The 17,562-nt window shown below is 50.8% G+C and carries 8 protein-coding genes and 1 pseudogene; 7 read left to right on the forward strand and 2 right to left on the reverse strand.

Features of this window, described 5'->3' with window-relative positions; translation table 11 throughout:
• Positions 1–252: 252 nt before the first annotated feature.
• The 5 genes and pseudogenes from ABIE60_RS16110 to ABIE60_RS16130 form a co-directional block, all read left to right on the forward strand.
• Positions 253–1,071 (forward strand): annotated as a pseudogene (locus tag ABIE60_RS16110) (IS5 family transposase); the annotation flags it as partial.
• A 487-nt stretch (positions 1,072–1,558) separates the two neighbouring features.
• Positions 1,559–3,649: an AAA family ATPase gene (locus ABIE60_RS16115; protein ID WP_354470522.1), complete on the forward strand. Its 2,091-nt coding sequence runs from the start codon at positions 1,559–1,561 to the stop codon at positions 3,647–3,649.
• An 84-nt stretch (positions 3,650–3,733) separates the two neighbouring features.
• The gene (locus ABIE60_RS16120) at positions 3,734–4,741 is read left to right on the forward strand and encodes a helix-turn-helix transcriptional regulator (RefSeq protein WP_354470523.1); all 1,008 of its coding nucleotides are present in this window, start codon (positions 3,734–3,736) and stop codon (positions 4,739–4,741) included.
• A gap of 234 nt (positions 4,742–4,975) precedes the next feature.
• Entirely contained in the window at positions 4,976–5,950 is a 975-nt protein-coding gene (locus ABIE60_RS16125) for a hypothetical protein (protein WP_354470524.1), read from the forward strand.
• Positions 5,951–6,149: 199 nt separating this feature from the next.
• Positions 6,150–7,357 (forward strand): IS3 family transposase gene (locus ABIE60_RS16130; protein WP_354470525.1). Its coding sequence is split into 2 segments (ribosomal slippage): positions 6,150–6,477 and positions 6,477–7,357, totalling 1,209 coding nucleotides; the frame shifts between segments, so codons are not numbered across the junction.
• A gap of 281 nt (positions 7,358–7,638) precedes the next feature.
• On the opposite strand, the gene ABIE60_RS16135 is transcribed toward ABIE60_RS16130, so the two are convergent.
• Both ABIE60_RS16135 and ABIE60_RS16140 read right to left on the reverse strand, forming a co-directional pair.
• Positions 7,639–10,293 carry an AAA domain-containing protein gene (locus tag ABIE60_RS16135; protein WP_354470526.1) on the reverse strand — a complete coding sequence of 885 codons (2,655 nt, stop codon included), beginning with the start codon at positions 10,291–10,293 and terminating at the stop codon, positions 7,639–7,641.
• Positions 10,294–10,409: 116 nt separating this feature from the next.
• On the reverse strand, positions 10,410–11,279 hold the full coding sequence (locus tag ABIE60_RS16140; RefSeq protein WP_354470527.1) for a BrxR family helix-turn-helix transcriptional regulator: 870 nt from the start codon (positions 11,277–11,279) through the stop codon (positions 10,410–10,412).
• A gap of 113 nt (positions 11,280–11,392) precedes the next feature.
• Here ABIE60_RS16140 and ABIE60_RS16145 point away from each other — a divergent pair, with 113 nt between their 5' ends.
• Entirely contained in the window at positions 11,393–15,271 is a 3,879-nt protein-coding gene (locus ABIE60_RS16145; protein ID WP_354470528.1) for a hypothetical protein, read from the forward strand.
• Positions 15,268–17,562 (forward strand): hypothetical protein, encoded by a 2,295-nt coding sequence (locus ABIE60_RS16150; protein ID WP_354470529.1) that lies wholly within the window; start codon positions 15,268–15,270, stop codon positions 17,560–17,562. Before ABIE60_RS16145 ends, ABIE60_RS16150 begins: the two co-directional genes overlap by 4 nt.

Here is a 17,562-nt window from a genome sequence, read left to right on the forward strand (position 1 = left end):
ATGCACAGGTCATGATGGCTGTCTGGCGATCATTGAAAGCGATAAAGGGCTCTGTCACTCCGACGAGCCACGTTAATCCGACAGACTGCTAGAGCCTTGAGCTCGTTCAAGCGATTGGGAACCAGTGCGCGCATAGCCCATCAGGGTCCGATGCCCATGAAACAGCATCATTAACGAGACCGGATACACGTAGGCAGTCGTACCTTAGTCGTTATCGAACAAAGTGCTTGCAATAGAGGAGGAGTCCATACACGCCTCTATAACCTGTCGGATGAACAGATGGAGTACCAGCTGCTGGACCGAATGAGCTATCAGCGCTTCTGCGGGCTGACCCAAGCCATCAATATTCCGGATCGCACCACGATTTGGCACTTTGAAAATCGCATCGGTGAAGCCGGTGCCCAGGCCCTGTTCGATGGTGTATCGGCGCAACTGTTCAAGCAGGGCTTCATCGCCCGTGGTGGCCAGATCATTGATGCTACTCTGGTGCCGGCGCCCAAGCAGCATAACAGACGCAGTGACAAGGAGCTGCTGGGTCAAAAGGCCATACCAGCCGACTGGAAACCCGCTAAACGGCGACAGAAGGATACCGATGCCAGCTGGACTAAGAAGCACGGAAAGAGCCATTTTGGCTACAAACTGTCAATCAACGTCGATGCCAAGTACAAGGTGATCCGGCGTTTTCAGTGTGACACTGCCAAAGTGCATGACAGCCAACATTTCGAGGCTGTTCTTGATCGGCACAACACCAGTCAGGACGTCTATGCCGATCGCGGTTACCCCTCGACCGAGCGAGAAGCCTGGCTGAAAGAGCACGGCTATCGCAACCATATTCAGCGCAAAGGCCACCGTCAGAAACCGTTATCGGAGTGCCAACAACGACGCAATAAGCGGATTGCCAAACCCCGTGCTCGTGTCGAGCATGTGTTCGCCAGCATTGACCAGATGGGTGGCAAGTTGATCCGCACAGTGGGTCAAGCGAGAGCCAACTTTGCGATGACCATGATGGCCGCTTGCTACAACCTGAAGCGGCTGGTGTACTTCCAGCGGGCCGGGATTAAGGCGTTTTGAGCCGTTGGTGGTGGTTCGGTATGCCTCATGGGCACACAGAGACCACCGCTGCAGGTCCAGAGGGCCCCAAAACGAGACGTAATCGATTAAAACTGGAGTCTTGCGGTTAGCTCAGCCCGTTCGGCAACGTATAAGCCGGGTTTTTCGAGGTGCCCTGATATTGATACTGCTTCCTGTGCAAAAAATAACTGGCGCCTTTGACCGCTGTTCTCGGAAACGAAATAGCCCTCAAGTTTCTCGGGCGATGAAGTTTTGTGAAACAGATCGGCCAGAGAACCAGGCCGAACGTTGGAGCTTTCTGCGCCTGAAATGGTTCCAGCGAGATCGTTTTGAATTCATGCACCGGGTGTGTCATCAGCGATGGCAGAAGGGGAGCAGAGTCAAAGTCTTAGTTAAGGGAGTTGAATAGGTTCTTTCACAAAGCGACCCATTCTGACGCATGACTCCCGTACTCTGTTCCCGTCGATCAGATGTACAGGAGTCACTCATGGCAATCCCCGCTTTTTTGCGTAAACGCTCACGCCGCAATGCAGTGCCGCTGGCAACCAGCGAGACCTATCAAGCTCGGGCTGCGCTCTGGGCGCTGCGATTGCTGGTCAACGCTAAGGGATACCGATTCTTTTTCAACAAAGACGGTTTCAAGGATGACGACATTCTCCGCCTGATTGGGTTGGAGTCCCACAACGACGAAGAGGTCACCCTGAAGGAAGGGCTTCAGTTGCTCAAGACGCGCCTGTCTGAGTTGGAGCAGAAGCATCATCAGCCCGGCCTGCTGGATCACAACCTGTCCAAACTGGGGCAAGCCTTGGGGCTGGCACCGGTAGAACAGTCGGTACTGGCGTTCCTGAGCATCCTGGAGCAGCTCGAGGGGATGAACGACACGCTCAAGCTGTTCTCCTCCAATTATGGTCTGCCGTCCGTTCAGCAACTGGCCTCGCTGATGAGTATTGCATTGAAGTTGCCGCGACCGTCAATTGCACGGGCACTGTCGAATGACAGCGTGCTGGTACGCTGCCGTCTACTTAACCCGGTGGGGCGCGGCGGTGAACTGGAGCTGCTTAACGGCATTGACAACGTCCTCATGTATGAACGTCAGGGCCCCGAGTCGCTGCTTCGTCACTTTACTCAGCAGGGTGCCGTGCCCGAGCTGCAGCCGGACGACTTCATCCACATTGATAGCCAGTACTCACAGCTTAAACGCTATCTCAAAGCTGCAGTGCGTTCGGGATTGGTGGGTACCAATATCCTCCTCTACGGTCCGCCGGGCACCGGCAAGACCGAGCTGGTGCGCACTTTGGCGGATGAACTCGCGCTGGAGCTGTTTGAGGTCAAGTATGCCCGCCATGACGGAGAGCCCATGAGTGGTGACGAGCGTTTCTCCGCCTGTTTGATCAGCCAGCAGATCCTCAGGGCCAGCCCCCAGTCGGTGATTCTGTTCGATGAGATCGAGGACGTATTCACCTACCGTGAGCAGAACGGCCAAAAAGCCTGGATCAACAACATGCTGGAGCAGAATCCGCGCCCGGTGTTCTGGATCAGCAACGACATCAACAGCATGGACAAAGCCTACCTGCGCCGCTTCGATATGCTGATCTGCATGCCGGAGCTGAACGAAGAGACCCGCTTTGTCATGGTCCAGCGCACGTTGCAGGGACTGAATGTGCGCGAAGAATGGATGCGCATGCTGGCCAGGAAACAGGGACTACAGCCAGCCCACCTGACTCGCGCTGCCAAGGTGGTGCGCCAGTTGCGCCTGCGCAAAACCGAACGTGTGGAGCAAACTATGGAACAGTTGTTGAGCAGCCTGTATCAAGCGCTGGGATACCAGTGGGAGCACAAGGAGCGTCGCCCGTCCTCATCCGCGTTCAACCCGGCGCTGTCGAACACGGATTTTCCGCTCGAGCGACTGGTCTCAGGACTCAAACGCAGTGGCCAGGCCCGCATCTGCCTCTATGGCCCGCCGGGCACCGGTAAAAGCGAGCTGGGGCGTTATCTGGAATCTGTACTGGAAAAGCCGTTGCTGCTGCGCAAGGCATCTGATCTGCTGGGCGCTTTTGTGGGTCAGACCGAACAGCAGCTGGCTGCCGCCTTTGCCGAAGCGAAACAGAAAAACGCCATCCTGATGATCGACGAGGCCGACAGCTTTCTGGGGTCACGCAGCGCAGCCCAGCAGCAGTGGGAAGTCAGCCAGGTCAACGAGCTATTGGTACAGATGGAAGAGTTCAACGGCATTCTGATCATGTCGACCAACTTCATGGACCACCTCGACAGCGCCGCATTGCGCCGGTTCGACTTCAAAATTCGGTTTGACTACCTGGGCTTTGACCAGTCCTGGGCTTTCTTCAATCGTCTGCTGGGGATGCATCAGACGCAACCCTTTGCTGCAGTGAATGTGGAAGGGTACGAGTCCCGGTTGAAACGCCTTCCTCAGCTGACCCCCGGTGACTTCGCCACCGTTGAGCGCCGCGCCAAGGTGTTGGCCGAACCGCTGACACCCGAAACCCTGATAGCAGGGCTGGAGCAGGAGCATGCCATCAAGACCCGTCATCAGGGTCGCGTCATCGGCTTTATAAGCTGAAAGGCGAATGAAATGAAACTTCCATGTAATCAAGGATTTGGTACTATGTCGGCTATCAGAAACACACAAACACAAGGAAGTGCCATGAGTGGTCGCCAAGACACACTGTTCCGTCACCTTGCCATGCTACAGCTCATTCCGCGGGCGCCGCACTACCGTGCGACCACGACGTTACAGGCCTTATTGGAAGAGCGCGGCTTCAATGTCGAGATGCGCACTATTCAGCGCGACCTGGAGAAGATGTCCGCGCATTTCCCGTTGCTCTGCAACCGCGACACGCGCCCGTTCCGTTGGTCCTTCGACCCGGCCTTCAAAAGCAACCTGCCAGCACTGGACACCGCCACTGCTCTAACGCTGGTGCTGGCCGAAGAATACCTGCGCGGTCTGCTTCCGCAGATCGCCATCGACCAACTGGCCGGGCAGTTTGAAAACGCCCGCAAGTATCTGGATGGCCTCAACGGCAACCGGCTGGCGCACTGGAGCGAGTACGTCAAAGCCATTCCCAACGGCAAGGCACTGATCCCGGCCCTGATCGAACACGATGTCTGGCAACTGGTGACCGATGCACTGCTCAACCACTATGCGCTGGATGTGGAATACCGCAGCCGTTCCAAGGACGCACACAAAACCTTTACCCTGCACCCGCTGGGCATCGTTGCGCGTCACAGCGTCTCCTACCTGCTGGCAACCGTAAACGACTATGACGATGTACGCCAGTTTGCGCTGCACCGCATTGTCAGCATTAAAACCAGTGAACAGCCGTACCGATCCAAAGCGGATTTTTGCGTCGACCAGTACATCTCAACCGGCGCCTTCGGATATCCGCTGGATGAGCAGTTCGTACAACTGAAAGCGCGGATCCGGCCTGAGGTCGCCAGACTGTTGTCGGAAACGCCGTTGAGTGATGTGCAAAGGCTAACTGATGAGCCCGACGAACAGGGCTGGTGCTGGCTGGAAGCCGAAGTGCCTAACGACCAGCAGACTCAATGGTGGATACAGGGCTTTGGCTCGGCGATAGATGTAGTGGAGCCGGTCAGTTGGAGGGAGGCGATCCATAGGCAGGCGAGGGAGGTGCTGGGAAGCTTTGGCTAATATAGCTATATAAATTGTTGTTTAAAAGCAAGTTTATAAGTTGAAAATTTTAATAAATTACAGATTTTAAAATAGGATATAATATGTTTATTTGCTGAAATATTTTTTAATAATTTTTGTTCCCGCAAAAATCTCATTATTAATTAATGGGGTATTTAATCCATTTGATTAAATGGATAAATCAAACTACCAAGATGCTTTACACAATGAAAAAAAAACATATTTAAAATCACTATGCTTTCTGTTTTTATTACGATAATTACTGGATGTGCTGGCAGAAGCTATATAAGCGAATATAAATACAATGATAATTATAGCTATGCATTGAATAACTTGCTGGCTGCGGGTGTTATGATTGAAGATGGTGAAATTAAGGATGTAGAAGTTGATCTTATTGAATTATCAGGAACAGATGCTATAGCGCATAGTAAATCAATTAATAGAAATGAGGCTGTATACGACACTCTGACGACTATGGAGGCAGCGGCAACCTTTTCGGGTTTAACTCCTCCTCCTATCGGGATTAGTTCGGGCTTTCATGGCGGTATGTTATTACTGAGTCTTTTAGATAGTCCATACAAGCCATCTTTTATTCAGGATCATATGTTTGCTTACATGCCCGTAGATATGGCTAGCTCCCCTGAAGACGCAAGGGACGTTTTAGCCAATATGTTAGAGGAAGCTGCTTTTAAAGCATTACCAGCTGACATCCAATATGAAAAGATTGTGAACCATTGGAAGCCCACGCTTGGCCCAAAATCAGTTCAACATGTAACTGTTTTGAAAGGAGGTCCGTGTGAGCAAGGCTATGTACATTTTATGGGTTCCAGGCCTAGTATGATTGGATGCAGGTTATCAATTGGCCTTAATAAGGGGAATCCTCCAATAATGAAGTCGCCGGAGTGGGTGGGTGGAGATGATGTTTATTTTTTTCATCCTGACTTTTATAGGGCAAGGTTTTCGTCAAAAGCAGGTCCTAATGTTTGGGTAGGTGCTTCAGCAGAAAAGGGATTGGGTCTTTTTGAAGAGATTAAAAGAGAAGAAATGATACGTTCTAATTTGGGCGAGTTATCACGGACACCTTTCTTGCTTAGAGTTTCATCATTTATGCCATCATGGTTTTACATATATATTGCACCTAAAAAAGATGATCCTATCCCAAAATTATTTAATCAGGGGAAAGTGCATTATTTTGTAAAATACAAGTGAGTTTTAATTTTTAAATATGAAATGGTTGTGTCTTTTATAAAAATCCCGGTTGGTCATAAAACTTATGTCAGAAAATTATCTGAAATAGCCAAATATGCTGAAGATATTAACTTGGCAACTGTAGTAGCCCCCATTTAAACCGGACACCTTTGTATAAGCAAAGACCTAGGCATAGACCTAGTGCAAAGGAGTGTCCAAGGTGGAAAGAATCGAAGTGATAACCGGAGTGCAGCGCCGTCGCCGGTATACCGCGCAGGAGAAAGCATGCATGGTCGCGGAGTGTGAGCGGCCAGGCATGTCGGTGTCGCTTGTAGCCCGGCGTCATGGTATATCAGCTAGTCTGTTATTCCGTTGGAAGAAGCTGATGAAAGACGGTGGCATGTCCGCGATTGAATCCGGTGATGAAGTTGTCAGTGCATCCGAGTTGAAAGCTCTGAACAAGAAGGTTCGGGAGCTGGAGCGGATGTTGTGTCGCAAGACGATGGAAGCTGAAATACTCCGGGAAGCCCTGGAGGTGGCCCAGTCAAAAAAGTTGATCTCGCGCATGCCGTTGCTGCCGCCGGACGATACCCTCTGAAGCGGGTTGCGGAAGTGCTGAATGTATCGCGCTCCAATCTTCTGGATCGTCTTCATGGTCGCCAGAAAGGCCGAAGCCCGAGATACAACAAACAGGACGATGACCGGCATTTACCGTTTATCCGTGAGCTGTGCGATGCTCGTGCTGCCAATGGCTATCGAAGGATCACGGCTCGACTGAATCGATTGCTCGCAGCCAACGATGAACGAGTGAACCATAAGCGCGTGTACCGACTGATGAAGCAGGATGGGTTGCTGTTACCCCGGTATACGGGGCGGCCTCAGGAGCGCTGCCACAACGGCCAGGTCATTACGTTGAAGCCGGACCTTCGCTGGTGCTCAGATGGCTTTGAGATCCGCTGCTGGAACAAGGAGGTCGTTCGCGTGGCCTTTAGCCTGGACTGCTGTGATCGCGAGCTGATGCGCTATGTAGCGACCACGGGCGGCATCACCGGTGAGATGGTTCAGGACTTATTGCTGGAAAGCCTGGAATACCGGTTCGGCCAGTCAGAGCGAGTGCCTCATCCGCTGGAATGGCTGACGGATAATGGCAGCTGCTACATTGCCAAGGAAACACGATCCTTCGCGTCTTCTCTGGGCTTTGTGGTGTGTACCACGCCCGTGAGAAGCCCTCAGAGCAACGGCATGGCTGAGGCCTTCGTGAAAACGTTCAAGCGGGACTATGTGTACCTGAACGATCTTCCCGATGCTACGACTGTTATGACCAGGTTGCCAGAATGGATCGAGGACTATAATCGCAGCCACCCACATAAGGGCCTGAAAATGAAATCGCCCTGGGAGTACCGGGCGGAACTGGCATCAAACGAATGAGGTGGTGTCCGGTTTAGCGGGGGCAACTACAGCAACATATTAAATCTGCAAAAATCTATGGAAGCCGCATGGACGCAGCTTTCTCTTCGACAGAAAATGTCGTTGGATTAATACAGCTAACAGCCATAGTTGAGGTACAATGAGCTGCTACCGCATAACTGGAAACCGACAGCCACCGACAAGGTGTGATCTCCGGACGCTTACCGACTGATGCACTTCTGCAACTGATAAACTCGGTTCAAGCAATCCGACCAAGCTTTCTTGGTCCGAGCCTGAAAACCCTAACGTTGCTTGGTTCTCTCTAGGTAAGCCTGTATATCAGGGTTAGTGCTGGGTATTTCTAGGGAGTGTTTGCCCTTTTGGTCTACTATGCTCGAGGTGGGGGAAGAAGCTTTGTTTCTTTTTGGGGGTTGATTGGGCTTGGACCTAGTGCCTGCTTTTTGATGTCCTTGAAGGTGTACTTTGTAAGTCTGTGACGGAATGTATCGCTGGCACACTGGACAGAGCTGTGAGGAGCCTCTACGTCTTTTTTTGGGGTGTTTCACAGGGCACTGTTTGGCAAGGTGTAACCCAAAAATTTCATCAGTAATACTTTCAAAGCAGAAGGGGCAGGAAGAAACTCCCTTCGGTGCTGGTGCTGGTGCTGGTGCTGGTGCTGGTGCTGGTGCTGGTGCTGGTGCTGGTGCTGGTGCTGGTGCTGGTGGCTTTCTTTTGTTCGAGTCTTGGTGGACAAGGCGAATGTGCTTCGCGTACTTTTGGAGAGACACTTTTGCAGTGCAAATCCTGCAATCAAACAGTTCTTTCAACTGTTCAGGATGATGTTTTCTAACATGTTGGGATAACTGCTCGATGCTGTTGGTCTCCTCAGAACACACAGGGCAGGCCGCAGGCTCTTCGGCTTTGGATAGTTTACTGACAGCTCCAATCCCAACTAGAAGTTGTTCCAAATCAAACTGTCGCTCTTTGCCAGCTTCAAGGTCGTTGATAACCACCCAAGTCTTAGTTTTGCTGTACGGCTCCAAACGCAGCACTTGGCCAGTACAATCATAGAAGCGTATTTTTTTGCCTACGAGTACCTCCGGGAACCCAGGTTTCCCTACAAAATCACGCAAAGATTCGAAACCGGCGGTACTTTGTGGGCGGTTCCTTGCCAGCCTGTAGATTTGATCAAACAATGGGTTTTTGCGGTCCCTCTCTGATAACGGAATTATCAGTTGGGCCTGAGCACGGCTTAGTGCCACGTTGATCAAACGCCTAGCGGATTTTTTCTCGTATTCGTCGCGGCCATGTAAAAAGTTATCGTCACCATTAACGGGGTCGAACAAAACTGTGTGGCATTCACTCCCTTGTGCCCGATGCACCGTACTGACTTTGATGCCACGAACACCTGCCTCTTTGAGCTTGCGCCTGATAAGACTACGTTGTGCGCGAAACGGGGTCAGAATGTGAATGTCTTCACTACGACCTTGGTCCTGAAACTCGCGTGCAATCGAAGCACATTGCTCAGCACTCCAGTAACGGATATGTCCCCCCATCTTAGATGAGTAGGTTCCGTCGTCTTTCTGTTTAACATCAATGACTGCCAGCGCTTTATCAGGAATCGAACTCAGTTGCAGTGGTTTACGCACTTGTTTCCATGCAGAATCAACTGCTTGCTCCGCAGCCACTTCCAGCTGGTCGCCTTTCGGCATATCGTGATAAAAAACACGACTGATAACGTGGCATATATCAGCAGACATTCGCGACTGCTCCGTCAGAGTGCACTGCAAGCCCATTTTTCGGTCCTGGAATAGCGAACTTGAAAGCCAACGTTTTGCGTTTTCTGAATTGCTGCGTGCAATCGGAGCGAGCTGTTTATCATCACCTGCCAAAAGGGCTTGTCTTCCCAAGGGGAGAAGTGCGAGACTTAATGCCCGGCTGATCTGACTCGATTCATCAAACACCACCAAGTCATAGCCCAATTCTGCTAAGTCGTTCCATGTGTAGATGGCCCGTGTTGCAGTCATTGCTGCCAAGCGTGTACGCAGCAAGGCTGCTTTAGCCTCAGCCTTAATTTTTTCCCTTATCTCCTCGACCTGCTTTTGCCAGCGTTGAAAGCGCTGAACATCACTCTTTTCAGGCTCCTCTGCTTCTAAAGCACTTAGCAATTTGACTAGTCCACTATCATAGGTCGGAATCAGGTGCTCACGGGCTGAATAATAGCGGGCGATGAATTGATGTCCGAGCCGTTTGCATGTCTTCCGTGCTGCATTCGCTTGAGGAACCGTTTCACTCAATAGTTCCAGAGCTTTATCAACGCTGACCAGTGCCTGGTCCAGTGCCATATTGGTTGCAGAGAGCAGTAAAACGCGCTTATGCGGATGTTTGATCAAATATTGCGCCAGCATTGCTCCAAGCGTGTAGGTTTTTCCTGTACCTGGAGGTCCCCAAAGGAACCCAATTGGTTTTTTAAACAGGCCAAAGGCAGCGGACTGCTTAGGCCTCAATGGAAGCTTTTCGGGTTGTGGTAATGGCTTCAAGGAAGGAGGGTCGGGGCTATATTGCTTAAGCCAGCGTGACGTTGCGCTGTACCGAAATGGATCTGACCAATATTGGAGTAAAGGTTCTAGGTATGAAGGTGGGTAAAGGTAAATAATACTGTCAGTTGGAGGAGGGGCAGCTGATGCATGGTGTACGTGGATTATACCGTCTTCAGGAATAACAGCTAGGATCTGAGCAGCCCCTTTGGTTGGTTGGCTCCAGCCGACTTTACACCCCTCATATGATTCGTCCAGTTTCACGTTGCGCCCGATGCCAGTGACCTCAAGACGCCAGATGCCTTTTTCGTTCTCACGAGCAATGACTTTGAAAGGCAGGTAATCAGGTGTGTTGGCCTGCTCTTCACGAAGTGCAGAGACGATCCCGGCTGGGTCAATGCTGAATGGTGCTCCTTGCATTCGTGTGCTTCCTTATCATTATGGTCTCTGTCCAACGTATGTCCGGAAACGGGATATCTGGGATCCGAACCTAGGCCAGCCGGAACACTACCTCGAGAAGTAGCCCATCGCTCCAGCTAGCCGCCTAATATCATGTACTCTTTCAAAATACCTGGCTGCTTCACTGTCAACTGATGCTCCCTCGGAGACAGTTGTAGTTTATCGTCATCTAAACACAAGTTTAGTCGACGAACGACATATTTGACGAGTGCTTGCCTCGAGGTAAAGCTCATCATACCGGCTTCCATCCCATAATCGGCAGCAACTACCAACTGTTGCTCGGTTGACAAGTAGGGATTAGGGATAGAAACAATCTCAATTTCAGTATTCCAACCTACATCGCCGTCGCGTCCATGTGCCGATCTATCCATCATGCTCGGAGTGTTCCTAAAACGGCTCAAGACAAAATCCCGGTATTCGCTTCTTTCTTCGCAATAGGCCCTTACATGCCAACGTTGACCATCATTCACCAGCGTATGGGGAACCAGAATCCTGCCCCTAAGGTGCGGAGTACTGAGTGATATATAGTCTATGTCGACACGACGCTGCTCACGTGCTGCCTGCGTGAGTGCCCTTACTATGGTAGGCGATATATGACGATCCGGAACGTTTACGACCTCGGATTCCGCGTGGCCCATTTCGAAAAAGTCGAAGGTTTCAACCATCTCTCTTTGTCTATGTAACAAAGATAGGTATTCGTTTGCGGTACCTTGACTGAAGCAAGGCGTGAATGTTGCAGATGGCTTGTATCCCTTGAGGGATCGATCAAGTTCCAGAGGAGGTTTTTCAAACAAGGCTTGATAACGGTTGATATCCCGAGAAGCTTGTTGACGCCCAATTTGGAATGCTGAGCAGAGATGGTTCGTCGTCAAGCGACCTTCCCATAAGGCAATGATTTCTATAAGACGAAACCTCAGCGCTTGGTCCCATTTGATGTCTTCGAGCATACTACCTGCCTGAAAATGCGACATATGAATGTATACAGTATATACATGTAGTGATTATATACATAGGATTTGTATAGCCGGCCTTAGCCAAACCACAGCGGAGAGTGATCCCCATGCACGAGTCAGTCCTCTCGTATCAAGCGTTCTACCAGTCTGAAGTGTCTAGAGCGTTGAAGTCCGAAAAATCCTTAGCAGGGCTGATAGAGGTAAATGGCCCCACGGGCCTTGGCAAGACTTCGGCTTTGGTAAAGCCAAGCCAACAGGGTACTGAGCCTGTTCTAAGCTATCTACAACACTCTGGTCTTCAGGCTATTTTCGTCACCCACCGCTGGAACATACTTCAAGGCCTTATCGAGGATGTCACTCAAGAGGGGTATCCATGCAGCGTGCTTTACCCCCGGCAAGAGCAAATATGTGCAGCCTTGCAAGGGAAAGCGTTACGACATGAAAAGCAAGATGCAGTATTTGGAGACTGGCGTACTCACATCGGTGTCTTAGCCGACAAGCACCTATGGGTGAATGACCATTTCAATCTTGAAGCACTCCAGTATTGCTGCTCAACAATAGAACACCGCGCACAGCGTCTAGAGCGCATAAAATCAAGCCAGAATCCTGATGACGCAGAATTGGCGGAATATTTTGAAAGGGAGCTGGGGCGGGTGTGTGCCCAGTTTGAACAAGCCATCATCCAAAACCTGGAGCAGTTGGAAAAGCTGAAGCGTGAGCACAAAAAAACGTCCAAGGGAAAGCGCCGCAACAACACAGGGGCGGATTATGCGGAAGTAGAAAAAATCACCTTGTTCAGGCAAAACGAGTTGATTCGTAGGGCCCTGCCGGGCATTGCATGGAAAGATGATAACCAGCCGCTGCTGGTGATGACTACACACAAGTTTTTCAATGGTTTCTTCGATGGACGACGCCAGGCCAGAATGGGTGATGCTGCGCTGTCGGGCTATGTGGTTTTCATCGACGAGTTTGAATACCAGGAGCCTGTTCTCTTGGATCTGCTAAGCCAGGCTCAGCGGGTTCAGGAGCTGCCACAGTGTTTGGGTGTTTTGATTGACGAGGGGAAACGATTGATCGCACGTGCACGTATTACACATGCGGAGAACGACAGCCTGCATGAAGTGTTAGAAGACTTAGACCAGAACTTTGAGGAGGCAGTGACTGATCTGGCCGATCAAGGCATCGGTTTTCCGGCTCAGAGAGCACTGGTGAAGGAGCCAGGTATCGCCTTCAAACCCCGTTATCTGTTTCAATCAGACTACACAATCACTCAGCTACCTACTTTCCTGGTACCACGCGACCATGGTCTTGAGATCGTTCAAGAGAAAACGTCATCTTCGGTGACGGCGGGCTTCTTTTTATCGCGACTCGAGCGGCTGCTTCGGAAGACTCTCCAGACTCTGTCAATGCTCCCTGTGGAGCAGCAAGTAGGATCCGGCCGCAGCTTGTATGACGAGTTCATGCACTTGCTGTTCAACAGTGTGAATGACTATCAAAGTGGCCATTACCATCAGAGCCTTAACAACGCTATATTCAAGGGCGCCGTACCGAACACCAATTTACCGGAGTTGGCCGAGTGGAGGAAAACCAATGTTGTTCCTCACACTCAGGCACACATACACGGATTTAGCTGCTGGATGTTCGCAGAAGCCAAAGAACAACTGGACAGGTTGAGGATTGTTCAAAAGCGGGCACACATTCCCACGACCCCAGAGGCGCTACTTGTTTCATTGGCGAGCCGAAACCTGGTTTTTGGACTTTCTGCGACTTCAATGATTGACCGATCCCTAGGCAATTTTGACCTTAAGTGGGTGTACCGTGCCCTTACGGAAATAGCAGATAAGCGGATGAGGGTAGGTGATGGAGCCCCCATCCCAACAACGCCCAACCCTGAAAGCGTGCGCCATCAGCAAGCGTTAATTTCCCACCTCAAAAAAACCAAGGGTAAACAGCGAAAGAATCAACTTGCCGTTGAAGTTTGTGACTTTACCAGTAAGAACGATGCTGCCGAGATTGCGGTAGCTCTTGGCCTGCTGACAACCGACTTTTTCCAGGCGGAGCAGGAGGTGGTCGCAGAGTCTACGCGTGAATACAGGTATAAATGCCTTTTCGCCATGCTGTCGATTATTGGTAAGGCGGCAGACAATGAGCAGCATCGAGGACACTTGGCTTTCGTGAACTCCATCCGCTATCTGCGTAAGTGGTTGGAAAGTGATATGGCGTTTGAGAGCCGACAGAATTTAGCAGGTTTCTCGGAAGACCTTGAGCCTTCCGATCGGTCTGCAATACCCGAAACACTGTTTGAATCTCCGTGGTTTAAACCAGTCGTTGTAAGGGGGCGTGTTATGATTCTGTGCCTCCTTACAGCGGAAAGCCAGAAGTCTCCAGGCTTTACGGATCACTATGCTCAAGCGTTTCGCACCCCATTCAATGTGGTTGTTATCACTCAAGTTGCATCTGCAACCAATGGCATCAATCTCGACTTTGCCTTTTGGGAAGATGGGACTCTGAAAAAATCTGATCTGACGTGCCTGTATCTATATGAAGCGCGTCATTTCTACTTCTCAGTACCAGAGGCTAAAGCTGGCGGGGAGCAAATGGCAACGATCGGAGCACAGATCCGCCAAGTGCAGAAATTACGACAATCAGCACAAATATCTGAGCTCGACTATCGGCATTACATCGGCTCGCTCATGGTGTCAGACAGGCGGCAGGTCAGCCAACTGAACAATGTCGTCTATAAAGCGACCGATGATTACGTTTCTAACCTGGCAGCAGATGTCCAACAGCAGGTTGGCCGCCTGGAGCGAGTATGGGATGAAACTCCAGAAACAAAAATCTACATACAAACAGAGCTTGCGAACTCATTGTCCAGGTACGCGCAAAACCCACATGCGTTCAGTCAACATCGGTCTCTTATCAGCTCTCTAAACGAGGGGCTGCTCGATACATTGGCGTCAAAGCAAGACTCAGTCGATCCGCTAAAACTGCTTTTCGCGCCTATTCAGGACGGAAACCAAATTAGAAAAATCATTGATGATCACCTTGTAGGCCTGATTCGCCACTCACGTGAAGCGGGTCGAGAGCCAGGGGAAACAAAAAGGATAAAACATATCTGGGACTCCTTGGGTCGGGCAGCGTTGAGGCGTGATTTGGCCTGTTCATTTGATGGGATTGCTCTTGGGCTCAGAAATATTGAGACGCTGTCACTGAAGGACTGGGCTTGTATCCGTTTGCCTATCGGTGCAGATCCATCCAATGGTGTATGGCAATGTGCTGATGGTCGATTCTTAGCTGACCGCGCACCAGAGTCCAGGCTCTACAGCCTCAAGCCTCTTTACCGGTGGATTTCTCACCATGAGGCGATAGTGCGCTGGTTCAACAACCACGGCTATGCCACCAGCCCTGAGGTAAGCAGTGGGCTGGAAGAGCAATTCATGTTTCACCCCCATTTTGCCCAGCGCATTTTGCAAGGTCGAATTGGTGAGGAATCCATTCGAGGGTTGTTCGACCATGAGTCAATCACGTGCTCAACACAACTGCTGCATGACCGGACGTTGGAACTCTATGATTTCCACATCGTAAATACGCCGCTCTTCATCGATGCGAAGTTCTGGGGTCTTGCAACGCTGAGGCAAGCTGATGAGGTATTTCAGGGGTCGCTAACTAACGTCGGCGCAAAGGATAACGAGCGAACGGCGCTGGCTGAGAAAGTGCTGGCGCTGCGCAAGTACCTGACTAATGATGCCAGGCTTGTTATTGCCAACTTGGTGGGATCCGATGGAGATGCTGCTCTCAAGGGGTTTGATTTGCAGCTGAACCCGATGGACGTCAATGAAGCGCCTATACTCGTATTATCCAGCTGTATACATCCTCATTTCGAACATAAGACCACACCAGGTTTCGCGGGGCTATGCGAACTGGCTCGGCGGCACCAAACCCAAACGGCTCTGAACCAACCCATTTCAAAGGATGATGCCCTATGAGAGACCTTCGCATTTCGTCTTTGACCTATCGAGATGACCAGATAGATTCGGAACGGGCTGGCCGGCTGGTGGTGTATCGTTATCCGCTCTCAAAGGCGGTTATGAAGCATTGGGAGTGGATTGAAGTTCTGGACGAGAGTCTCTCCGAGGCCTCTTATCCATACTATATGAGCGGTGGTAACTTGTACGTTGCGCTAACCAAAGAAGGAGAGCCGCTGCCCGTTATAAAGACTCGAGATAATACGATTCTTGAGCCCGAACGCGTCCAATACTCACCGGAATTAAACCCGGTGTGGTTGAAGCTTCTGTTACGCCAAATCGGGCACAAAACGGGACATACGAGGGGCTTTCGTGCACTGGGGAAGCCTTTGTTGAAAATCAAGGAGTGGGGTGGAAAAAATCCAGGTATCGAAGCCATTGATGTCGAAGGATCCGTAAGGCAGCGATGTGACGGAAATACCACTGAAGTTACGATAAAGTTTTCAAACGTAGCGTTACGCCAGCTCGCACCTGAGGCCCCACGAACTGGCAAATTGTGGATGCGAAACAAGGACAAAGGGCTGGATCGCTGGTTTCCTGGAAAGGACGAGCGGGGCGTGCTGTTCCAAGAGATAAGAAAGTCAAAAGGGACTCGCAAACAACGTCCTTTCATCGACTTAAAGACACCTGATGGGCTTCGTAGCAGCCGCAGCTTCCTGATTCAGCAAACCATTCAGTCTTTTGTCGAGGCGGCTCAACAGTATGGGTTTCCGCTCTCGCCCGAAACTCTCCATTTGGAGAGATACCCCAGCGAGCACAAGCCAGACAAACACAACAGGCTTCGCTCGTTGCCTGTCGAGCAGTTCGAGGTGGCGCTGGTCGATGCACGTGAGAACCTGGATACACCTATCGAGGAGCTGCGAGATTGGCTGGGTGGATTGTTACTTCAGGAAGGGCTCAAGGTCGACCTAAAGCTGATGCAGGATCAGCCCGAAAACTTAGCTCATTTGAGCCTCGCTCCTAACCAGCGATACCTTGTTGTGCTTGATCAGGGCAAAGACCTGCCACAGGACCCTTACGAGTATACCGGTCGTTTTTCGCAGAGCTGTGCTGTCCAACACATTATTTTGAACCCCCATGAACTGGATGACGAAACGTCAGTCGACCAGTGGTTCACAATGGATGATCATGGCCACATTACCGAAGTCTATGCTGACTACTTTGACTACACTCTTGAGCAACTCAAGGAGCAAGCATCGTTTGTTGCCCTGAAACTGGTTGTGGCAATAAAAGAACTGCATTTCAAGCAATTGCTCCGTGATACATCGGCCAAAATATCAGAGTACTTGCCAAAACAAGCCCACCTGCTAGATGGCCTAACGCTAATCTCAGAGGGCTACCTGTTTACGGTGGATAAGGATCGTCCGGTGATCCTGCCTTTCGTTTTGTCTGATCCGCAGGCACTCGATCAACTTGATGCTGCTCTGGCCAAGCATTCCGTAAATTGCCAGGAACTGATGGGGCTTGTGGTAGAGCAGTGGCCGTACAGCTTTGGCCCAGAGAAAGATATTCAGAAGGACGTCGATGGATTTATTCGACGTCAGGTGTTCGTATTACGTGATCAGGACACCATCTTGGTCCAGAGCCCTGGTAACAACACGCCGCTCATTATGCCTGACGGCATCGATCAACTGATACCGGTGCTTGAAGGCCGGAAAAATAAGTTCGCAACTTCTAGCTGGCTGTTACCGACAGGCTACGAGAATTCATTGACCAAAGACTTTGTTCAAGGCCTGTTCGCTGACAGTTCAACAGAAGCGCAAAGGTCAAAGTTAGTCACAAATCTGCCCAAGCTCTGCCAGGATTGGCAACAAATCGTCCACGCTCATCTCGGTCATGAACGTATAGCTTTTGATCCGCTCCGCAAAGCGCTAAACGATAAATCGACAGCCTATTTGGGTGGCGACAAAAAAGCCCTGGGGATGTGGTGGTTTGTTCTATCCAAGCTGATCGACCGACCTGTCTACGACCCCCGCTCTTGGTTGAGGAAGATACCCGGCCTCCAAGGCGTGTGGTTCGACCCAGAGCAGGGGTATTACCTGGTCGGGGATTTGAACAACCTGAATTTGACACTTCATCGTCAACCTAGCGTTTATCGTTGGCATGCACTGAGGGGCGAGGTGAACCCGGAAATGTTGGTGCCGTTATTGGATGTGGATTTCATTCGCATTGGGCAGTTTGCGGGCCGTGTATTTCCACGAATCTTCATCCGGTGTTATGAGGAAAGTCTTGAGCGGGTGCGCAACACTTAG

The organism is Marinobacterium sp. MBR-109, from assembly GCF_040547565.1.
GTDB lineage: Bacteria > Pseudomonadota > Gammaproteobacteria > Pseudomonadales > Balneatricaceae > Marinobacterium.